The organism is Photorhabdus sp. RM96S, from assembly GCF_042879335.1.
Classification (GTDB): domain Bacteria; phylum Pseudomonadota; class Gammaproteobacteria; order Enterobacterales; family Enterobacteriaceae; genus Photorhabdus; species Photorhabdus kayaii.
Genome location: NZ_JBHFKT010000010.1, coordinates 64,872 through 85,888, shown reverse-complemented (window position 1 = coordinate 85,888; position 21,017 = coordinate 64,872). Strand labels below are relative to the sequence as shown.

Sequence of the window (21,017 nt, the reverse complement as noted above, 5' to 3'; positions counted from 1 at the left end):
TACACATGGATTTAGAAAAAACGATTGATTTAGAAAAAACGATTGTAGAACTGCTGGTTCATGCTGGAAGCGCACGCAGTCATGCACTAATGGCATTACAACATGCCAGAAACGGTGACTTTCAAACAGCACAAACACTGATGGCAGAATCCCAGCAGGCAATCAAAGAAGCACACACGATTCAAACTACCCTCATCGGATTGGATGAAGGCTGCGGTAAATTACCTGTCAATCTCATCACCGTCCATGCGCAAGATCATTTAATGAACGCAATGGTTATTCAAGATCTTGCCAGCGATATGATTGAACTCTATCGCCGAATACCATCGCAAGAGGAAAAGATATGAAACGAATCAAAATAGCCGTTATTGGTGGCGGTAGCAGCTACACACCTGAATTAGTCGAAGGGCTTATTCAACACCAAAAAAACATTCCATTATCTGAACTGGCATTGGTTGACATTGACAGTGGAAAACAGAAAGTAGAAATTATCGCCGCGCTTACTCGCCGTATGTTAGCTCGTCACGGCATGGAACACGTTATTGTCAGCATCCATTTCACACCCGATAACGCCATTCGCGGCGCCAATTTTATTTTAACTCAACTGCGTGTCGGCCAGCTTCCGGCTCGCGCCGCGGACGAGCGTCTGGGGCTAAAATATGGCTTGATCGGTCAGGAAACTACCGGCGTAGGCGGCTTTGCCAAAGCATTACGTACCATCCCCGTTTTGCTGGATATTGCCCATAAAGTTGAAAAACTTGCACCAGACGCGTGGATTATTAACTTCACCAATCCAGCCGGGATCGTTACCGAAGCGATTTCCCGCTATAGCAAAGCAAAAATTATCGGCCTATGTAATGTCCCGGTCACAATGCATCACATGATAGCTAATATGCTACAACGCCCTTATCAGGATGTGCAGTTACGCTTTGCCGGGCTGAATCATATGGTCTGGGTACATCAAGTACTGGTTGCAGGTCAGGATAAAACTCAACAGGTACTTGATATGCTATGCAATGGTGCAGTCTTAACCATGAATAATATTCAAGAGGCGCCCTGGCCTCCACCACTGCTCAAGGCTCTAGGCGCGATACCCTGCCCTTATCACCGCTACTTCTACCAAGCCCGCAATATGTTACAGGAAGAGCGCGAGGCTGCATTCGAACAAGGCACACGAGCAGAACAAGTCATGAAAGTAGAACAGGAACTATTTGAACTGTATGCTGATCCAGAACTCGATCACAAGCCAGAACAACTCAGTTTCCGCGGTGGTGCATTCTATTCTGAGGTTGCACTGGATCTGATTTGCGCCATTCATAACAATCTCGATAGCCAATTGGTCGTCAATACCACAAACCACGGTGCTATTCGAGGTTTACCGGACGATGCTGTCATTGAAACCAACTGTATTATTAATGCAGAAGGCGCCCACCCGCTGACGTTCGGCCGCCTGCCTGACAGTATGTATGCTCTGACACAACAGATAAAAACCTATGAACGCTTAACGATCAAAGCAGCGATTCATGGCGATCGCAATGCTGCACTGTTGGCACTGATCACCAACCCACTGGTTGCCGATATAGACATTGCTTCACCACTATTGGATGACATATTAACGATAAACCGTGATTATCTGCCGCAATTCCAATGAATAAGCGGTACCTGATGAGTTAATTTGAAATCAGAACAAGCATAAAATTAAAGCGATATCTGCTATTTCTGACTAATAGATATCGCTAACTAACTTTGTAACCTCGGTGGCGAACATTTACTTTCCTGCCTCCCTTACGAATAAAATAATGACCATCATCCCCGCCTCTTCATAATGAAAACTACTCAAAGCGGGGAAATCAGCCCAAGTTTATTACCCTATTATTTACCGTGCTTAACAGATTCAACGGAAGATTCAATATATCGTTCTTCGGGACGGAAAACCGTGACCAGACGGAAAATCAAACTCATACCGATACCTATGATCGTTGCCAGCGCCATGCCTTTAAGTTCAGCAACACCGATATTAATTTTCGCCCCACTGACGCCGATGATAAGAATCACGGAAGTCAGGATAAGATTTTGTGCTTTGTTGTAATCTACTTTTGAATCAATCAGCACTCGAATACCTGACGCACCAATAACGCCATAAAGCAACAGCGAGACACCTCCCATGACCGGAACCGGCACGGCCTGAATTGCTGCCGCCAATTTACCGACGCAGGAGAGCAAAATCGCCAGCACCGCAGCACCACCAATAACCCAGGTACTGTAAACTTTGGTAATTGCCATGACACCAATATTCTCGCCATAAGTCGTATTTGGCGTTGAACCAAAGAAACCGGAAATCACGGTTGAAAAACCATTTGCAAACATAGAACGGTGCAAACCCGGCTCTTTTAGCAAATCTTTCTTCACAATATTCGCCGTTACAACTAAATGACCAACATGTTCAGCTATGACAACCAGCGCCGCAGGCAAGATAGTCATAATAGCGAACCATTCAAAACGTGGTGTATAAAAAGTTGGCAATGCAAACCACGGCGCTTCACGTACCGGCGTCAGATCAACTACGCCCATCAGGAACGCCAACGCATAACCTACCAATACGCCAATAAGAATCGGGATGATAGCCAAGAATCCACGGAACATAACTGAACCAAGAACGGTTACCGCCAGTGTTACCAGAGAAATGGTCAATGTTGTTGAATCAACATCGGCACCTTCCGCCGGACGCAAACCTGCCATATCAGCCGCAACACCGGCAAGTTCCAGACCGATAACAGCAACAATCGCCCCCATTGCCGCAGGTGGAAACAGCGCATTAATCCAACTTCGCCCTGCCACCTTAACAATCAGTGAAACCAGACAAAACAGCACGCCACATATAATAAAACCACCCAAAGCTAATTCATATCCCAGAGGCAACAACAATAAGACCGGTGAAATAAAAGCAAAGCTCGATCCCAAATACGCCGGAACCTTTCCTTTGCAAATCACCAGATACAACAATGTACCGATACCATTAAATAGCAGAACTGTCGCTGGGTTGATTTTAAACAAAATCGGCACCAATACCGTCGCACCAAACATAGCAAAAAGATGCTGGAAGCTGAGTGGAATGGTCTGTAAAAAAGGAGGCCGCTCATCTACCCCAATAATGCGACGGGTCATCTTATTTATCCTCTTAATATTATCGCGTCAGAACCAAAAAAAAGCCGACTCAAAAGTCGGCTAACTTATTATTTCGTACCAAATATTTTATCGCCTGCATCCCCCAAGCCAGGAACAATGTATCCCTGTTCATTGAGTCTCTCATCAATAGAAGCTGTATACAGTTCCACATCAGGATGGGCTTTTTCCAACGCGGCAATACCTTCAGGAGCAGCCACCAAAACTAGCACTTTAATCGACTGGCAGCCTGCTTTTTTCAGTAAATCGATAGTTGCAATCATGGAACCACCGGTTGCCAACATGGGGTCAACCACCAGCGCCATACGTTCATTAATATTGGAAGCCAATTTCTGAAAATAAGGGACAGGTTCTAAGGTTTCTTCATTACGATAAACCCCTACGACGCTGATCCGGGCACTAGGAACATTCTCCAATACACCATCCATCATCCCCAATCCCGCACGCAGAATAGGTACGACGGTTATTTTTTTACCTTTAATCTGCTCAACTGCTACTGGGCCACACCAGCCATCAATAGTGACTTTTTCTGTTTCTAAATCAGAAGTTGCTTCATAAGTCAGAAGGCTTCCAATTTCTGCGGCCAGTTCACGGAAGCGTTTGGTGCTGATATCATGCGCTCGCATCAGGCCGAGTTTATGTTTAACAAGTGGGTGATTCACCTCAACGATCTTCATGGACCTCTCCTACTGTATGTCATGTCGCCAGCAGACAAAAAAACGGCGAGATTATACCGTCTTTTACCCATAACACCACTACCAATCCGTTGATTTTCATTAAACATAGCCCTAATTGCCGCGAACTAAGATCCTAAATAAGAGTCTCGCAAACGTTTGCTTAGACTGTTAGAATTGTTACTATTCTGTCTTAATTTATCAAACGCAACCGCCTTGGGGGCTTCGAGTGACCAACAAAACCTCTCTCAGTTATAAAGATGCCGGTGTCGATATCGACGCCGGTAATGCCTTAGTCAACCGTATTAAAGGTGTTGTAAAACAGACCCGTCGCCCAGAAGTTATGGGCGGTTTAGGTGGGTTTGGCGCTTTATGTGCATTACCACAAAAATACCGTGAGCCAATTCTGGTTTCTGGTACTGATGGTGTCGGCACCAAGTTGCGTCTGGCAATGGATCTCAAACGCCATGACACTATTGGCATTGACTTAGTTGCAATGTGTGTCAATGACCTGGTTGTTCAAGGTGCGGAACCCCTGTTTTTCCTTGATTACTATGCAACCGGGAAACTGGATGTTGATACGGCTGCCAGCGTTATCAGCGGTATCGCAGAAGGCTGTCAATTATCCGGCTGTGCTCTGGTTGGTGGTGAAACCGCAGAAATGCCGGGGATGTACCACGGTGAAGATTATGATGTTGCCGGCTTCTGCGTTGGCGTGGTTGAAAAATCAGAAATTATCGATGGCAGTAAAGTTCAGGCGGGTGATGCCTTGATTGCCCTCGCCGCCAGTGGCCCTCACTCAAACGGCTATTCTCTGATACGTAAAATTCTGGCCGTCAACAACACCGATCCAGAAGCAACAGAGCTTGAAGGTAAATCATTGGCAGATCACCTACTCGCCCCGACAAAAATTTATGTGAAATCCCTTTTATCCTTGATTGAACAGGTTGATATTCACGCTATTGCTCATCTAACCGGTGGCGGTTTCTGGGAGAATATTCCGCGTGTTCTGCCTGAAAATACCCAAGCACAGATTAACGAATCCAGTTGGCAATGGCCGGCCATATTTAACTGGCTGCAACAGACAGGCAATGTCAGCCGTCATGAAATGTACCGTACATTCAACTGTGGTGTTGGAATGGTGATTGCATTACCACCAACAGCCGTTGAACACGCGATTGAATTACTCACTACGGCCGGTGAAAAAGCCTGGCAAATCGGCACTATCGCGACACTGAAAGAGGGTGAACAACAGGTCGTCATTAAATGAAAAATATCGTTGTACTCATCTCTGGCAGTGGCAGTAATCTCCAGGCGGTGATTGACGCCTGCCAGCAGAACAGAATCAATGGGCAGGTTTGCGCGGTATTGAGTAATAGCGCAAACGCTTACGGTCTGTTACGCGCTCAACAGGCGGATATTCCCACCCATGTTATTAGCCCGAAAAACTATGCAGATCGTCAGGCTTATGATGAAGCGCTAAAACACGTGATTGATCAGTATCAACCAGATTTGCTGGTCCTCGCGGGTTATATGCGTATTCTGACGCCAGACTTTGTTCAGCACTATCTTGGCCGCCTGTTAAATATTCATCCTTCTCTGTTACCCAAATATCCTGGTCTGCATACTCACCGCAAAGCGATAGCGAATGGAGATACAGAACACGGCACTTCCGTCCATTTTGTGACAGAAGAGTTGGATGGCGGCCCGGTGATCTTGCAAGCTAAAGTTCCTATTTTTGCCGATGATCAGGAAAATGAGGTTGTTAAACGGGTTCAGACTCAGGAACACAACATCTATCCATTAGTTATCAACTGGTTTATCGAAGGGCGCCTAAGTATGGTTAATGGCAAAGCGTATCTGGATGGAAAGATCCTCCCTCCAGAAGGCTATGCCGCAGAATAATCTATTTAAACCCTATGGATTTCAAGATGGATCGCGACGGCAAGGGAGTGAATCCCCGGGAGCATAGGCAACTATGTGACCGGGGTGAGCGAGTGCAGCCAACAAAGAGGCAACTTGAAAGATAACGGGTATATTAACGGCTAATTACAGTGCTGTGGTAACATACCCGGCACTGCGAACTATATTAATTATGTTCCTTTTTTATTAAAAACATAACATTGAGGTGTCAAATGTCTGGTGGTTCTCATACTCCACCTGTTAGGTTACGTCCCCTTGAGCGGGAAGATCTGCCTTTTATCCATCAATTAGATAACAATGCTAGCGTCATGCGTTACTGGTTCGAAGAACCTTATGAAGCTTTCGTTGAACTGAGCGATCTCTATGACAAACATATTCACGATCAGAGCGAGCGCCGGTTTATTATCGCAAGTTCTGACGCCAAAGTTGGTTTGGTTGAATTAGTCGAAATCGACTATATCCACCGCCGGTCAGAATTTCAGATTATTATCGATCCCGCCTATCAGGGCCAAGGCCATGCAACCAAAGCGGCAAAACTGGCAATGGAATATGCATTTTCCGTACTTAATCTGTATAAACTCTACCTGATTGTTGATAAAGAGAATGTCAAGGCCATTCACATCTATAATAAACTAGGTTTCTATACTGAGGGCGAATTAATAGACGAATTCTTTATTAATGGCAGTTACCGCACCGCCATTCGCATGTGCGTTTTCCAACATCAATATTTTGCATCTAAGGAAGATGAAAAAATGAGTCAGCAGATACTGACGATAAGATAGCGACAAACGACGCCCCGTCGTATTCAAAGTTTCAATACTTTTACCTCAACACCTGGAGTAACCATGTCCCAAGACAGGCTCTATACCGAGAAAGAACTGAGTTGGTTATCATTCAACGAACGTGTGCTTCAAGAAGCAGCGGATAAGAGCAATCCATTAATAGAACGGATGCGGTTTCTTGGTATTTACTCCAATAATCTGGATGAATTTTACAAAGTCCGTTTTGCTGATGTGAAACGGCGAATATTAATCAATGAAGAACGAGGATCGGCCACCAGCGCTCGAAATGTATTGAAAAAAATTCAAGCTAAAGTGGCTAAAACCGATCAAGAATTTGATGTGCTCTATAATGAATTGCTACTAGAAATAGCTCGCAATCAAATTTTTCTCATCAATGAACGACAAATTTCACCAAATCAACAAATCTGGTTACGTCAATATTTTCGTCAACATCTGCGGCCACACATTACGCCAATTCTGATCAATCCAGAAACCAACCTGGTTGAATTTCTAAAAGATGACTACACTTATCTGGCAGTTGAAATTGTCCACGGCCAGAATATTCAATATGCACTATTGGAAATTCCGTCAGATAAGGTGCCACGTTTTGTTAACTTGCCGCCTGAAATGCCACACCGCCGCAAGTCAATGATCCTGCTAGACAATATTATGCGTTATTGTCTTGATGAAATTTTCAAAGGCTTTTTCGATTATGATTCACTGAACGCCTATTCAATGAAAATGACCCGTGATTCTGAATATGATTTAGCAACAGAGATGGAATCAAGCTTGCTCGAACTAATGTCATCCACGCTGAAACAACGGCTGACAGCGGAACCAGTAAGATTCGTTTATCAACGAGAAATGCCAGATGAAATGGTGGGGTTACTGCGTAGCAAACTTGGCTTGTCAAACAATGACTCGGTGATTGCCGGCGGACGCTATCACAATTTTAAAGATTTCATTAAATTCCCCAATGAGGGGAAGAGAAACCTACTCAATAAACCTTTACCGAGATTACGGCACACTTGGTTTGATAATTTCCGCAATGGTTTTGATGCGATTCGTGAACAAGATGTGCTGCTCTATTATCCCTATCACACCTTTGAACATGTGCTGGAATTATTACGTCAGGCTTCTTTCGATCCAAGTGTACTTTCCATCAAGATCAATATTTATCGGGTAGCAAAAGACTCCCGCATTATTGATTCCATGATCCATGCTGCCCATAACGGTAAAAAAGTGACCGTCGTGGTTGAATTACAGGCTCGATTTGATGAAGAAGCCAATATTCATTGGGCCAAACGGCTAACCGAAGCGGGTGTACATGTTATTTTCTCAGCACCGGGACTAAAAATTCACGCAAAACTGTTTTTTATTTCCCGTCTGGAAGGTGAAGAAATTGTTCGCTATGCCCATATTGGTACCGGCAATTTTAATGAAAAAACCGCTCGCCTCTACACCGACTACTCCTTGCTGACAGCAAATCCCAAAATTACTAACGAAGTGCGCCGGGTATTCAACTTTATTGAGAATCCTTACCGCCCGGTCAAATTTGAAAACCTGATGGTTTCGCCGCAAAATTCCCGCGCAATGCTCAACCAGCTTATTTCACAGGAAATCGCCAATGTCAGAGCGAATAAGCCCGCAGGTATTACGTTAAAGATCAATAACCTGGTTGATAAAGAGCTGGTGGACCGCCTATATGACGCTTCGGAGGCAGGGGTAAAAATACGCCTACTGATACGTGGTATGTGCTCACTGGTGCCCAACCAGCCAGGATTTAGCGAAAATATTCAGATCACCAGTATCGTTGACCGTTTTCTCGAACATGATCGGGTTTACGTATTCACTAATGACGGCGACGAAAAAGTCTTTCTCTCGTCTGCTGATTGGATGACCCGTAATATCGACTACCGAATTGAAGTTGCGGTTTGCCTGCTTGATCCACAATTAAAACAACGGGTACTGGACATTCTCGAATTACAATTCAACGATACGGTAAAAGCCCGTTACGTCGATAAAGAACTGAGCAATAGTTACGTGCCACGGGGTAATAAGCGGAAAATCCGGGCACAACTCGCTATTTATGACTATATAAAAGCCCTCGAACAACCTGAACCAAGAGCTTAATTTATGCCGCTAACACATGACAAGCCGACGCCCAGACCAATAGAAATTGCGGCTATTGATCTGGGTTCAAACAGTTTTCATATGATTATTGCCCGAATTGTTAACGACGCCTTTCAGATTTTAGGTCGCTTAAAACAACGGGTCCATCTTGCCGACGGTCTTGATAACAACAATCAATTAAGCGAAGAAGCAATAACACGCGGTCTTGCCTGTCTGGCTTTATTTGCTGAACGGTTACAAGGCTTTCCTGCTGATAACGTTTGTCTGGTGGGCACTCACAGCTTACGTGAAGCCAGCAATGCCAAAGAATTTATCAAACGTGCTAAAGACGTTATCCCCTACCCGATTGAAATTATTTCCGGCCATGAAGAAGCTCGTCTGATCTATATGGGGGTAGAACATACACAACCAGAAAAAAACCGTAAACTGGTGATTGATATTGGCGGCGGCTCCACTGAATTGATCATTGGGGAAAATTTTGAACCATTATTAGTAGAAAGCCGCCGAATGGGATGCATTAGTTTCGCCCACCAATTCTTTCCCGATGACGAAATTAGCGCAGAAAAATTCCGTCGAGCGCGGCTTGAAGCTGCACAAAAATTGGAAAATCTCTCGTGGCAGTACCGCATCACTGGCTGGAATTCAGCGCTTGGGGCATCCGGGACCATTAAAGCGGTGTATGAAGTGCTGGTCGCAATGGGGGAAAAGGACGGATTAATCACCCCTGAACGGCTGGAGATGTTGGTCAAAGAAATACTCAAATTCAAGAAATTAAAAACCTTCGACTTACCCGGACTATCGGATGATCGTAAACACTTTTTTATTCCTGGTTTGGCTATCTTATGCGGTATATTCGATGCCCTGCATATAAAAGCATTACAACTCTCAGATGGCGCGCTACGTGAAGGCGTTTTATATGAAATGGAAGGCCGTTTCCGTCATCAAGATATCCGCCAGAGAACCGCAAGAAGCCTGGTTGAACACTATAATATCGACAGAGAACAGGCAAAGCGTGTACTTCATACGACTGAAACACTTTACCAACAGTGGGCAATCCAGAACCCTAAACTAGTGCAACCTCAACTCGAAGCGATTTTACACTGGGCGGCAATGTTACACGAAGTTGGATTAAGTATTAACTTAAGCGGATTACAGCGACACTCTGCCTATATTCTGCAAAACACCAACTTACCCGGCTTTAATCAAGAACAACAATTACTGCTGGCAACCTTGGTTCGCTGTCATCGTAAGACAATAAAACTGGATGATTTACCAAGATTCAATTTATTCAAGAAAAAACAGTATCTGCCATTAATTCAAATCCTGCGTCTGGCAACTTTACTCAATAATCAACGCCAATCCACAACCATTCCTGAATCACTCAGACTGGTTACTGATGATAGTCATTGGGCTCTCTACCTGCCTTACAATTATTTATCAGAAAACACCCTGATGCAGCTTGATCTGGAAAAAGAGCAAGGTTACTGGCATAACGTTGCGGGTTGGCAATTAGAAATAGCCGAGGAATCAATATAAAGATATCAGACAATGAAAAAAAAGAAGCGATCTCAGATAATTAAATTGGTTTTACTTATCAGCTTTCTGATTTTATTTGGCCGTTTCATTTACTCATCCATAGCGGCATTAGAACATCATCAGCAAAATAAAAAGGTCATAATAGAGAAAAGCGAAAATCATCAGATGAAATAATCAACTTAGTGCTGATTATTATTAATCAATATCATACCTCACTATTTCCCCGAATCCTTCGGGGAAACAAGCTATTATCAATGTCATAATTTCAAAAGAATGACACCGGTTATTATTATCACAATACCAATCCACTGAATTCGACTCAACCGTTCTCCGCGAATAAAAAAGCCTAATAAAGCGGTAACTCCACTTGCCAATGAACTCAGAACAGTAACAACGGCAACATGTCCCGTTGCAGAACCATAAGCTAATGAAGCAAACCCGATCAGACTAAAGAAACTAATTGAAAAAACCAGAGAGATAATTGAAATCGGCGGTAATGATAAGTTTCCTTTTTTTAATAGCGTGAGAAATAAAACAACCACAGCGGTTAAATAGTAAACCCATAATGCATTGATAACACCCAGATCTCTAACAGCAAATTCCCCTTGCAACCAGAAGCCTAAACCAAACATCAGTGAAGACAAAAGTGCAAAGACAATTGAACCGGATGATTCTCGTTGTCCATCTTTTGATTTCGGTATACTGGTTAGACAGGCCCCAACAACACAAATAAATAGACTAAACAAAACCAAAGCGGTCATTGGTTTCCCATTTATCAGTGACAAAATCGTGGTAATAGCACCATAAAGCGAAACAATCGGCGCGACAATCGAGGCTTTGCCGATTGATAATGCTTTAAGCAGAAACACCATTGCCATTAAATTGCAAACCGAAGCAACAACACAGATGGTCAGTTGAAAAAAGTTTGCATTAACAAACGACATCTCAAAATAAAAAAACAGCAACAACGATAAAACAAAAAAACCAAATAGCTGACTGTAGAATAAAGATTTAGCAACGCCGACTTTTCTTGCGACTTGCCCTGCCAAAAAATCAGTACTCCCCCAACACAATGCTGAAATCAACCCCATCAGAATAGCCATAGTGATAATCTCTTATTAATTTATTTTTATACCCGTCATCTTTCAAGTTGCCTCTTTGTTGGCTGCACTCACTCACCCCGGTCACATAGTTCTCTATGCTCCCGGGAATTCGTTACCTTGCCGTCGCGATCGATCTTGAAATCCATAGGGTATAACTGAACGCTATTAGCAATACGTGTCGCATTTTCCATCGCTTCCTCACAACTATTACCATAAGCCAGAACATAACCGACAATAGAACCAAAATTTTTATTTTTTGATGAATTTTTACTTTTCGATGAACTTTGATTATTTAACGAAATAGTAAAAGGCGTTTTTTTAAACCCTGCGGAAATGAAATAAGGGATATCAGTATCTATTCTAATATCATTGACAACCCCCTCACCACGATAAAAAACAAATGCATCAGCGACAAATGGATAAACTATTTCCGACGCTGGTGATATAGAACTTTCGATACCACAAACAAAATCGACCAAGTATTTGACCATATTAATCCCAGAGGTCATGAAGATCTGTTGAGCCGCTCTGGCACCCGCTATGCGCAAATTGATTTCAACTAATACGGGCCCACGAGAGGTATAAATAAATTCTACATTTATTGCACCACCCCGTAATCCCAACGCGGCTACCCACTCCTTAACAAACTTACAAGCCATTGCAAACTCAAATTCAGACAATTCAGCAGGATGAGATAAGCCGATCATACACAGGTCATCATCAGGAGAAACGAAAATTCTATTGATACCAATTAAATGCCATTCATCATGACTATAAATTAATTCTGCCCCATAAAAATTTCCTTGCAGGAACTCTTCTATCAAGAACTCTTCATTAACTTTACCGAGCATTGACATTGTGCCATTAGATGAAATTTCTGAAACCACATGGTGGTAATCATCTTGAGATTTACAAAGTGATACCCCATAAGCCCCCGCATCACGAAGTGGCTTAATTACAAACGGAAAAGGAACCTTAGGATTTTCTGGAATATTATTATAAGAAAAAACCTCGTAAGCAGGTTGCTCATAACCATGTTGTGCTAAGATATCCCTGACATTCTTCTTACTAAATGCATTCCTCAAACCATCTATATCCGGGTGAGGTAAACCGAATTCTAACGCTACTTCAGACGCCACAATCATAAAATCATCATAGCAACCTAAAATTGCAGCAACAGGAATACGGTTATCTTTAATTAAATTAATGATATCTGTACTATTTCTCGTATCAACATAATAAATATTATCAAATAATTCCTTTCTTAAATCATCATATAATCCTTTATTCATTGATTCCATTGAAGTCAATAACACAGGAGAAAATCCCAAATCTCTAATATAATCAATTGCCGAACATTCAACCGGTCTTGCTTCAATAAAAATAAAAACACGCATATCTACCCCATCGTTAGTTGATATTTATTAATTTATGACACTTTCTTCATTCCTGAAATCATCTAATTTTACTTAATAATAAAAAATTTCATTAAAATTAAGACAACCTAATTATCATGTATAGTTCCAACTAAGATGACTTTCAAATAAAAAAACCGCCAGAATACAACCAGATTCAGCTCTTTAATACATAACCAATTAAATAATAAAAAGAATTTTTTCATAAAAATAATTTTTCCGCCAAGATAAAATAGTTATTCATTTTTAAAATAAAAAAACAATCAATTATTCTATTTTAATAAAAAATTTTATTTGACATAACAGACTTTATATACTTTTATTAATACTACATTGATTTACGGATATTTTTTAGTTAACGGAATAAATTGTTTAAATTAATTTATTGTTCCCAAATCTTCTTCTTATATATTTTCATTTATAGGAGTATTTATGTCATCTCATGAAATTAAAAAAACAGTATTTAGCCCCTCTCAGTGGGAAAATAAAATGGGATACTCAAGAGGAAAAAGAGTTGGTAATCAGATATTTATTGCAGGATGTGTCGCTTCAGATGGTGATGGAAATGTTATGGGGGAAAATGCTTACGAGCAAACTCTATTTATCATAGAAAAAATTGAGAAATATTTAAAAGAGCTTGATGCAGAACTGACTGACGTTGTCAGCACAGTAACACATTTAACAGACTTCCAACATTTTGATGATTACTGTCGAGCATTTAATGAAAAATTTGGCGATATACGCCCGGTCAATACGACTATTGCCGTTAAATCGATGGTAAAACCAGAACATTACGTTGAAATTACAACTATTGCTATCGATAGCAAATAGTTAAATCAAAGAATAATACCAATGGTAATTGATCTACCTGGAGGCTTGGCATGAATAAAATTAGCGTGCTCCCCGGCTCCACGCTTAACGGGGAAATAGTCATACCCTCATCTAAGCCTCATATCCAAAGAGCGCTACTATTAGCACTATTGAATGAAGAAACAACAACCGTAAATAATATATCGTGGTGTACCGAAACCGAAGATCTCCTTATTGCTTTACAACAATTTGGTCTGCAAATTCTGGACAGAAGTGAAAACCACATCATATTGAAAGGGGCACATCCAATCTATCATTGTAATGGGATTATTAATGCTAACGGTTCTGGCATGTTATTTAGAATCAGTGTCGCTTTAGCGTCACTAACAGAAAAGGAAGTTTATATAAAATGCAATGATTCACTGTTTAACAGAGAAAGTCTGTATGATGAATCATTTTTTTCATACCTGAATGTATTTGCAGAAAAGCGAGAAGAAAATATTGTCATTATTTCCAGAAGAATATATCCATCACAATCGCCATTAAACTTCAATAAGAGTACTCAATTTCTATCATTCTCTCTTCTTGTTTCACCATTTATGAAAGGGAAAAGTATTATCATTAACAACAACGGCGAAACTAAGAATGGATATGTCGATATAACAATTAACATGATGGCGTTATTGGGAAGTCAAATCACGCGAATAGGCAGCACATTTATTTCAACTGAATATCAACCAAGGGATATTACTATTAACATCCCCTCTGATTTCACATCACTAAGCTACATTGCTTCGTCAATATTAAGTATTAATCGACCAAGCAAAGTCACCATCAGAAGTTATTATTTGGGTAATACCATTAACGAAAGAGTATTATTTAACATATATAAAAAATTTGGTATGAATTTAAACTATAACCCAATTAAGAATGAACTTAATATCAGCCTGGAGGAGGAACATAACACCATTACAGATGAAATTTACTTAAATGAACTTCCTTCCGTTGCCACTAACATTATCGCGGCAGCGATTAATGGCAATGGAGATATGACATTTTCCGGTCTTAATGCTATAAACAATCATAAATGTCAACGCGCATTTATTATCAACGAAAATATACGCATGATGGGCGGTAAAAGTTATTTAATTTTTAATGACACTGGGACTTTCAACAAAATAAAGATCAATGGTAACGGACCATTAAACGGAGGCGTCGAAATATTCAGTTACTATGATCATCGGATTTGCGCATCCAATATTATTGCATCACTAGGGGCAAGAGAACGAACAACGGTTAATCATATACATAAATTAGATGATGGTTTTCCTGGATTTATCCAATCCTTAACTTCTCTCGGAGCTAAAATAAGTTAGCTAACAGTATAAAAGCGAGACAAAAATATGAATTATTATGGTAATAATCATCCGCCATTTATCGAAATAAACAAAACCAAATCATTAAATGGCTCAATAACTTTACCTGCCTCCAAAAGTTCTTCAACTCGCGCCATTCTGACTGCATCATTAACGGAAGGTACAAGTAAAATAAATAACATGGCATCAGGGAACAATACAACAGCAATGAAATTAAACTGTTCCCGTTTAGGGGCATCATTTAATAGTGATATTACAGGGACAATCGTAGAAGGTATAGATATCAGAAAAATTAATAAAAAAATCATCTTTAACCCAGGTAATTCTGGCGTTGTATTAAGGCTATTAATGGGAGTAGCCGGTTATTTACCTGATACTGAATTTATTACAGAATACAGTTACTCCCTGGGTACACGATCACAATCAGAAATGGTCAATGCACTAAAATTACTCAATATTCAGTGCACCTCAGTTGGGCCTGATTCACTTTTACCGATAAGCATGAAATCAAGTAGAAACATCGGTAGTTACACTGAAATTTCATGCAGAAAGAGCTCTCAATTCCTGAGTGGACTACTTTACTTAGGTGCCATTAGTGAACGAGATCTGCAAATAAAAGTCATCGATACAATTACCGCACCATCGATGGTTCACACGACAATTAATAATTTGCGCAAAGCGGGCATTAATATCGAATATGATGATAAATTCCGTAATTTCTTTACGACAGGAAAAAATCGATTTATTCCATCAGAATTTAGCGTCGGCGCTGATCCAGCCAGCACAGCGGCAATCCTTGCACTTTGCGCCTCACTGAATTCTGATGTCACCCTAAACGGTTTCTTTGAGGAAGAATTAGGTAATGGCGCGGTGGTGGATTATTTAATTAACAGTGGAACGAAAATCAACTTCATCAGGGATGATTGTCTCAATATTCGATCTGGCGGAACCCTAAAAGCGCAGGATTTCGATGGTTCACTGGCACCAGATGCGGTACCAGCACTTGCTGCATTAGCTGCGTTTGCCGACGGTAAAAGCGTTTTCTATAACATTGAACATATCCGCTATAAAGAATCAGACAGAATTTCTGATTTTCGGCGGGAATTAGACAAAATAGGGATTAGATCAGAAGAGAAGCTAGACCAATTAATTATTTATGGCAATCCATATGGATATAAAGGCGGCATTATTGTTGATGGTCATTACGATCATGGATTAATCATGGCACTCACAACAATAGGTTTACATTGTGATGAGCCTCTCATTATCAGTGAGCCATATCATGTTGGTCAAACCTATCCAGAATATTTCGCCGAAATATTCACATTAGGCGCCAATGTGAACGAATTAAAATATTCTAGCCCTATACCAGAAGACGTTTAAATATCATTGATAACTCTTAACCAAAGGAATTCACTATGTGTGGAATTGGTGGCGTTTTTAATACAGAAAATAGGCTTATTGATGATATTGAGAATAAGCTACAGACGATAATGTCAAAAATAGCACATCGAGGCGATCCATCTCGATTTAATGAGAAGATTGTCAGAAATAATTTTTCAATCGCAACCAACAGACTTGCTATCGTCGAACGCGATTCAGCCTATCAACCCATATCAAATCAGGAACATGATCTTCATCTTGTTCTGAATGGTCAAATTTATAATTACAAGTCTCTTCGAAATGAATTGATTAAACAAGGTTATCAATTTAAAAATGGTGGCGATGCAGAAGTTGTCCTAATTGCCTATACTTGCTATGGCAAAGCATTTATTAAAAAATTAGATGGCATGTTTAGTTTTATTCTATTTGATAATAAGAATAATAAATTCTTATTAGGCAGAGATCACGTCGGTATAAAACCTCTCTATTACACCCAAAAAGAGGGTAACTGGTATGTAGCATCAGAAATAAAATCATTGATCGAGTTTAACTCAGAAATTAAACCTGTTGAACCCGGTTCAATTTTCGACGGATTTACTAGTGAGAAATATATTAGCTACGACACAACTATCCCAGCAAGCAGCGATAACTTCGAACAGGCAAAAGAAAAAGTCTATTCACTGTTAGATAATGCCGTCAGAAAGCGGGTTGACACAGACCTCCCTGTGTCAATTATGTTTAGCGGCGGCATAGACAGCACCATCGTGCTTTATCTTGCAAAAAAATATCACCACGATATTACCGCGATTTCATTTGGATTACCGGGTTCAAAAGACATTGAAATCGCCCAAAGATATTGTTCTGAGAATAATATAAAGCATATTATATATACATTTACTCAGGAAGAATTAATCAATAATATCCAAGATGCTATCTATTATGGTGAATTTTTCGAACAAATCGATGCGATTGATTCAACTATTGCTCACTTTGGCTATTATATTGCTAACCGCCTTGGCTTTAAAATTGCTTTATGTGGAGAAGGTAGTGATGAAATTTTTGCTGGCTACGATTTATTTAAAACATATCCCGATCCCCATCGCCTCTCCCTATATCGATTAAATAATCTTCATAGGACTGATTTACAAAGAGTTGATCGAGCAAGCATGAGAAATACTGTTGAAGCAAGAGTTCCCTTTATGGATTCAGCACTAGTGCCTTATGTTTTAAGCTTGGATTTTTCTTACAAACTCAATAAGGGGATAGAAAAACATATTTTACGCGAAGCATTCAGAGGAAAAATACCGGAATATATCATTGACAGACCAAAAATAAGAATGCCAGATGGCAGTGGTGTGAAAAATACTATCGTTGATTACGTTAAAGATATTAAATGCAATCTACCGAGAAGCATGGTTGACAACCTTAATTCTATCGGGTTAACCCATCAAAGTTCATTATATTTCGCTGAAAAATATCTCTCTTTGGGTTATCCACTACCGAAAGAGCGTTTCAAAGAATCTGGCAAAGATTTTTCAGAATCGGGTTACTTTAATTTCATATCGTAATTTAACCATTATATTGATTGCTGCATTGTTTATTCTGTTAACGATGCAGCTATTTAGCGATAAAAAATATACCCGTCATCTTTCAAGTTGCCTCTTTGTTGGCTGCACTCACTCACCCCGGTCACATAGTTATCTATGCTCCCGGGGATTCGTTCCCTTGCCGTCGCGATGCATCTTGAAATCCATAAGGTATATAGGATATAGGATTTTTTATTTTCATCACTTGGCGTCAAATTGAAACTCAATATCCTTTTTTAAAAAATCATAATCAATAATTTCAACTCTCTTATTCTTTGATAAAATTATTCCTTTTTCATTCAAACTCTTAATAGCTCTATTTAATTGCCTGACTGAAACACCTAAAACAGATGCTAAATCTTCCCTTTTCTCTAATACCAACACAGTTCCATTTCTTTTCGAATGATAGTAAAGAAATCGCTTTAACTTATCCTCAACAGTTAAAAATATTCCCGTTCGAAACAAAGAAGATTCAAAAAGCTTATTACTGAGTTGTTTACAAACAAATTGAAGAAATACAGCATCTGTTAATCCAAATATTCTTACCGTCTCTAACGGAATGGATAGCAGTACTGATCGCTCCTGAGCAAAGACAGTATTAATTATATTATCGCCTTGGGAATGAAAAAGTTCTAAATCTCCAATAAGAAAAAGAGGAGTAGCAAAGGCAAAAACAGAAAATTTTCCATTAATATTATAAAACTCAACCTTTAGTTTACCCTCAACTAAAATATAGAGATGAGTAAAAATTGATGACTGATGTGTAAGATAGGTATTTTTCTTAACTTCAACCACATCTAATTTTGGCATAAATTCTGCTGGAAAAATGCTATCAAGATGATATTTATCAATATAATTTTTCAATTTATTCTCTTTATCCCGATACATATCTAATACAGATTACAGATTTAATAGAATTTTTCCAATTATATACAGAGATAAATAGAATGCAATTTTTCACTACGACAATCTCATTATTTCCTTTTTCAATCTATTTTTCAATTCATTACTAGAAAAGGAAGCCTGTAATGCATTCAAATTTGTTTCAATAAAATCACTATACTGCCAACCAGAGTATCGATTAATCTTCAAATATTCTTCACATAAGGTAATATTTGCAACTGTCCGGGCATCCGTATTAATCCCAATATTGACACCAACCTTTTTCAACAAATTAACTGGATGGTTTTCATAGATATCATAAATATCGCAAATAATATTACACGTCGGGCAGATTTCTAAATGTATATTTCTCTCTATAAGGAGATCAATAACATCTCGATCTTCAATACTTCTGACACCATGACCTATACGAGAAATATTTAATTTATTGATAGTCTCGCGCACACTTTCAGCCCCTTTCGCTTCTCCTGCATGCGCAATAATATTTCCACCATTTTCCAACACCATTCTAAACGCATTCAAATGTGCATTAAGTGGATATCTTGCCTCATCGGCAGCAAGATCGAGAGCAACAACACCGTAATTAGAATATTCATTGACAAGATATGCAGTTCTCAAACTTTGATCTTCTGAAAAATGCCGCAATGTACATAATATTAAACCTGCTGCTATACTATATTTGACTGAAGCATTTTTCATTGCCTCCAAAACAATTTCTACAATATCGCGCTCATTTAATCCTAAGCGAAGATGAAGTAAAGGTGCAAATCTAATTTCAGCATAAACTACATTATCGCTTTTTAATTGTATGAAAAGATCGTCTACAGCATCAGCTATTACGTCCCTTTTTTGTAGTAAATCCAGTGAAGGAATGATCTTATTTAAAAAATCACCTAAATCATGACATTTTTCAGGGGCAATATATTTTTCACAAAATGACTTATGGGTAATATCAGGAATAAGTTTTTTAACGAAGTGATAACGCAACCCACAATCAAGATGCGTATGTAATTCTATCTTTCTCAGTAAATCAGGATTAAAATTCATCTTTTATTCGCCTATATGACTAAAATTACGATAATAATGTAAATAGTTTATTCTTAAATACCTTACCCTTGATTTTAGTCACCACACTCATATTATGGGGATGATTGAGAAGATCGGTTGAATCAATCACTAAATGCCCATATGAACGTGCGCTTTGATATTCAACATAACCATATACCTCTAATTTATCCTCAATCACTTCATTCGGATATAAAGCAATAGCCATTGTTATAGGATCAGGCAGATCAAATCCTTTTCTATTCGTTCTTCCTGCATTGAATTCAATCAATGTTCTATTACAGCTCACTGCAAACTGACCAAGATCACCTAAAGAATTTAATTTATCCATATCGAATTCATTAATAAAAGCCTCCGCCATACCTAACTCCCATCCACAAAATATAAGAGGCAATCCAGAACCCAATACTATATGTGCTGCTTCTGCATCAGAATAGATATTGAATTCAGCTAATGGCGTAATATTACCTGGCTTCAATCCAGAACCACCCATAATATAAATCACTTTGACAAATTTATATAAATCCGGCTCTTTTAAGACAGCCATTGCTATATTTGTCAATGGCCCCAAAGCGATTATCTCTATCTCACCAGGAAATTTTTTCACGATATCAATAATTGCATCTACTGCATGTTTATCTTCTACTATTAACGAAGACTCTGGTAAATTCATATTACCCATACCCTCTTTCCCATGAATATGATATGAAGCATAGTGCTCTCTAAATAATGGTTTACTCATCCCTTCATATACCGGAGGAATATATGTTCCTGCTTTTTCAATACTAACTAATGCATTTTTCCTGCACTGAGCAACAGTACAATTACCGGCAACAATAGTAATACCTTCAATTAAAACTGAGGGTTCACGGAGCGCCATCAGTAATGCAACTGCATCATCGGAAGCCGTATCTGTATCAATAATGAAATGTCTCATAGCCTATTTCCCTTTATCATATTCCTTACATTAGTCTATAAGTTCCGCCAAAAAAAAGTCACATGACCTTTTTCCAGAATTAAAAAACCCAAAATTAAAAAACAATGTGCACAGAGCTCGCGGGGATTCACTCCCTTACCGTCGCGATGCATCTTGAAATCCATTGGGTATAACAGAGGCAGCATCATTTGCATAATTTCTGGAGCCA

20 protein-coding genes are annotated in these 21,017 nt (G+C 39.6%); 11 read left to right on the top strand and 9 right to left on the bottom strand.

What is annotated here, in order from left to right; genetic code table 11:
* Positions 1-5: 5 nt before the first annotated feature.
* Complete coding sequence (locus tag ACGF49_RS08355; RefSeq protein ID WP_191214731.1) at positions 6-347, top strand: PTS lactose/cellobiose transporter subunit IIA; 342 nt, start codon at positions 6-8, stop codon at positions 345-347.
* Positions 344-1,651: a 6-phospho-beta-glucosidase gene (locus tag ACGF49_RS08350; protein ID WP_113041060.1), complete on the top strand. Its 1,308-nt coding sequence runs from the start codon at positions 344-346 to the stop codon at positions 1,649-1,651. The genes ACGF49_RS08355 and ACGF49_RS08350 overlap by 4 nt, the downstream gene beginning before the upstream one ends.
* A 221-nt stretch (positions 1,652-1,872) precedes the next feature.
* Here the strand turns inward: ACGF49_RS08350 and uraA are convergent, their stop codons facing one another.
* Together uraA and upp are read right to left on the bottom strand one after the other, a co-directional pair.
* On the bottom strand, positions 1,873-3,165 hold the full coding sequence (gene uraA, locus ACGF49_RS08345; RefSeq protein ID WP_228900049.1) for a uracil permease: 1,293 nt from the start codon (positions 3,163-3,165) through the stop codon (positions 1,873-1,875).
* 68 nt (positions 3,166-3,233) lie between these two features.
* Positions 3,234-3,860 (bottom strand): uracil phosphoribosyltransferase, encoded by a 627-nt coding sequence (gene upp, locus ACGF49_RS08340; RefSeq protein ID WP_262977847.1) that lies wholly within the window; start codon positions 3,858-3,860, stop codon positions 3,234-3,236.
* Positions 3,861-4,086: 226 nt separating this feature from the next.
* Here upp and purM point away from each other — a divergent pair, with 226 nt between their 5' ends.
* From purM to ppx, 5 genes are all read left to right on the top strand, one after another.
* Positions 4,087-5,127 carry a phosphoribosylformylglycinamidine cyclo-ligase gene (gene purM, locus ACGF49_RS08335; protein ID WP_113041063.1) on the top strand — a complete coding sequence of 347 codons (1,041 nt, stop codon included), beginning with the start codon at positions 4,087-4,089 and terminating at the stop codon, positions 5,125-5,127.
* Positions 5,124-5,762, top strand: a complete 639-nt coding sequence (purN, locus tag ACGF49_RS08330) for a phosphoribosylglycinamide formyltransferase (protein WP_113041064.1) — start codon at positions 5,124-5,126, stop codon at positions 5,760-5,762. Before purM ends, purN begins: the two co-directional genes overlap by 4 nt.
* A 230-nt stretch (positions 5,763-5,992) precedes the next feature.
* A complete protein-coding gene (gene speG / locus ACGF49_RS08325) occupies positions 5,993-6,562 on the top strand; it encodes a spermidine N1-acetyltransferase (protein WP_113041065.1) in 570 nt (189 codons plus the stop codon).
* A 63-nt stretch (positions 6,563-6,625) separates the two neighbouring features.
* The gene (ppk1, locus tag ACGF49_RS08320) at positions 6,626-8,695 is read left to right on the top strand and encodes a polyphosphate kinase 1 (RefSeq protein WP_113041066.1); all 2,070 of its coding nucleotides are present in this window, start codon (positions 6,626-6,628) and stop codon (positions 8,693-8,695) included.
* Positions 8,696-8,698: 3 nt separating this feature from the next.
* Positions 8,699-10,231: an exopolyphosphatase gene (ppx, locus tag ACGF49_RS08315; protein WP_113041067.1), complete on the top strand. Its 1,533-nt coding sequence runs from the start codon at positions 8,699-8,701 to the stop codon at positions 10,229-10,231.
* A 257-nt stretch (positions 10,232-10,488) separates the two neighbouring features.
* Here ppx and ACGF49_RS08310 read toward each other — a convergent pair whose 3' ends face one another.
* From ACGF49_RS08310 to ACGF49_RS08300, 3 genes are read right to left on the bottom strand one after another with little or no spacing between them, the layout of a single operon-like run.
* Complete coding sequence (locus tag ACGF49_RS08310; RefSeq protein ID WP_228900038.1) at positions 10,489-11,334, bottom strand: DMT family transporter; 846 nt, start codon at positions 11,332-11,334, stop codon at positions 10,489-10,491.
* Positions 11,285-11,419, bottom strand: coding sequence for a hypothetical protein (locus tag ACGF49_RS08305; protein WP_262977846.1), 135 nt, complete (start codon positions 11,417-11,419; stop codon positions 11,285-11,287). Before ACGF49_RS08305 ends, ACGF49_RS08310 begins: the two co-directional genes overlap by 50 nt.
* Positions 11,403-12,731, bottom strand: a complete 1,329-nt coding sequence (locus tag ACGF49_RS08300) for an acetyl-CoA carboxylase biotin carboxylase subunit family protein (protein ID WP_387490511.1) — start codon at positions 12,729-12,731, stop codon at positions 11,403-11,405. The genes ACGF49_RS08305 and ACGF49_RS08300 overlap by 17 nt, the downstream gene beginning before the upstream one ends.
* Before the next feature lie 450 nt (positions 12,732-13,181).
* Between ACGF49_RS08300 and ACGF49_RS08295 the strand changes: the two genes are divergently transcribed.
* Genes ACGF49_RS08295 through ACGF49_RS08280 form a run of 4 tightly spaced genes read left to right on the top strand, consistent with a single transcriptional unit; the run spans position 13,182 to position 17,886 of the window.
* Positions 13,182-13,580 (top strand): RidA family protein, encoded by a 399-nt coding sequence (locus tag ACGF49_RS08295; protein ID WP_387490509.1) that lies wholly within the window; start codon positions 13,182-13,184, stop codon positions 13,578-13,580.
* A gap of 50 nt (positions 13,581-13,630) precedes the next feature.
* Entirely contained in the window at positions 13,631-14,935 is a 1,305-nt protein-coding gene (locus ACGF49_RS08290; protein WP_228901947.1) for a 3-phosphoshikimate 1-carboxyvinyltransferase, read from the top strand.
* Positions 14,936-14,962: 27 nt separating this feature from the next.
* Positions 14,963-16,318, top strand: a complete 1,356-nt coding sequence (locus ACGF49_RS08285) for a 3-phosphoshikimate 1-carboxyvinyltransferase (RefSeq protein WP_228901949.1) — start codon at positions 14,963-14,965, stop codon at positions 16,316-16,318.
* A 35-nt stretch (positions 16,319-16,353) separates the two neighbouring features.
* The gene (locus ACGF49_RS08280) at positions 16,354-17,886 is read left to right on the top strand and encodes an asparagine synthetase B family protein (RefSeq protein ID WP_387490506.1); all 1,533 of its coding nucleotides are present in this window, start codon (positions 16,354-16,356) and stop codon (positions 17,884-17,886) included.
* 53 nt (positions 17,887-17,939) lie between these two features.
* Here ACGF49_RS08280 and ACGF49_RS08275 read toward each other — a convergent pair whose 3' ends face one another.
* The 4 genes from ACGF49_RS08275 to ACGF49_RS08260 form a co-directional block, all read right to left on the bottom strand.
* Positions 17,940-18,119, bottom strand: coding sequence for a hypothetical protein (locus ACGF49_RS08275; protein ID WP_146748047.1), 180 nt, complete (start codon positions 18,117-18,119; stop codon positions 17,940-17,942).
* A complete protein-coding gene (locus ACGF49_RS08270) occupies positions 18,106-18,768 on the bottom strand; it encodes a Crp/Fnr family transcriptional regulator (protein WP_113041128.1) in 663 nt (220 codons plus the stop codon). Before ACGF49_RS08270 ends, ACGF49_RS08275 begins: the two co-directional genes overlap by 14 nt.
* A gap of 96 nt (positions 18,769-18,864) precedes the next feature.
* Complete coding sequence (gene add / locus ACGF49_RS08265; protein ID WP_387490502.1) at positions 18,865-19,854, bottom strand: adenosine deaminase; 990 nt, start codon at positions 19,852-19,854, stop codon at positions 18,865-18,867.
* Positions 19,855-19,879: 25 nt separating this feature from the next.
* A complete protein-coding gene (locus tag ACGF49_RS08260; protein WP_113041075.1) occupies positions 19,880-20,809 on the bottom strand; it encodes a nucleoside hydrolase in 930 nt (309 codons plus the stop codon).
* Positions 20,810-21,017 lie beyond the last annotated feature (208 nt).

Coding starts and splice junctions, on each gene's coding strand:
- ACGF49_RS08355 (WP_191214731.1), top strand. CDS start 6: ATGGATTTAGAAAAAACGATTGATTTAGAAAAAACGATTGTAGAACTG.
- ACGF49_RS08350 (WP_113041060.1), top strand. CDS start 344: ATGAAACGAATCAAAATAGCCGTTATTGGTGGCGGTAGCAGCTACACA.
- uraA (WP_228900049.1), bottom strand. CDS start 3,165: ATGACCCGTCGCATTATTGGGGTAGATGAGCGGCCTCCTTTTTTACAG.
- upp (WP_262977847.1), bottom strand. CDS start 3,860: ATGAAGATCGTTGAGGTGAATCACCCACTTGTTAAACATAAACTCGGC.
- purN (WP_113041064.1), top strand. CDS start 5,124: ATGAAAAATATCGTTGTACTCATCTCTGGCAGTGGCAGTAATCTCCAG.
- speG (WP_113041065.1), top strand. CDS start 5,993: ATGTCTGGTGGTTCTCATACTCCACCTGTTAGGTTACGTCCCCTTGAG.
- ppk1 (WP_113041066.1), top strand. CDS start 6,626: ATGTCCCAAGACAGGCTCTATACCGAGAAAGAACTGAGTTGGTTATCA.
- ppx (WP_113041067.1), top strand. CDS start 8,699: ATGCCGCTAACACATGACAAGCCGACGCCCAGACCAATAGAAATTGCG.
- ACGF49_RS08310 (WP_228900038.1), bottom strand. CDS start 11,334: ATGGCTATTCTGATGGGGTTGATTTCAGCATTGTGTTGGGGGAGTACT.
- ACGF49_RS08300 (WP_387490511.1), bottom strand. CDS start 12,731: ATGCGTGTTTTTATTTTTATTGAAGCAAGACCGGTTGAATGTTCGGCA.
- ACGF49_RS08295 (WP_387490509.1), top strand. CDS start 13,182: ATGTCATCTCATGAAATTAAAAAAACAGTATTTAGCCCCTCTCAGTGG.
- ACGF49_RS08290 (WP_228901947.1), top strand. CDS start 13,631: ATGAATAAAATTAGCGTGCTCCCCGGCTCCACGCTTAACGGGGAAATA.
- ACGF49_RS08285 (WP_228901949.1), top strand. CDS start 14,963: ATGAATTATTATGGTAATAATCATCCGCCATTTATCGAAATAAACAAA.
- ACGF49_RS08280 (WP_387490506.1), top strand. CDS start 16,354: ATGTGTGGAATTGGTGGCGTTTTTAATACAGAAAATAGGCTTATTGAT.
- add (WP_387490502.1), bottom strand. CDS start 19,854: ATGAATTTTAATCCTGATTTACTGAGAAAGATAGAATTACATACGCAT.
- ACGF49_RS08260 (WP_113041075.1), bottom strand. CDS start 20,809: ATGAGACATTTCATTATTGATACAGATACGGCTTCCGATGATGCAGTT.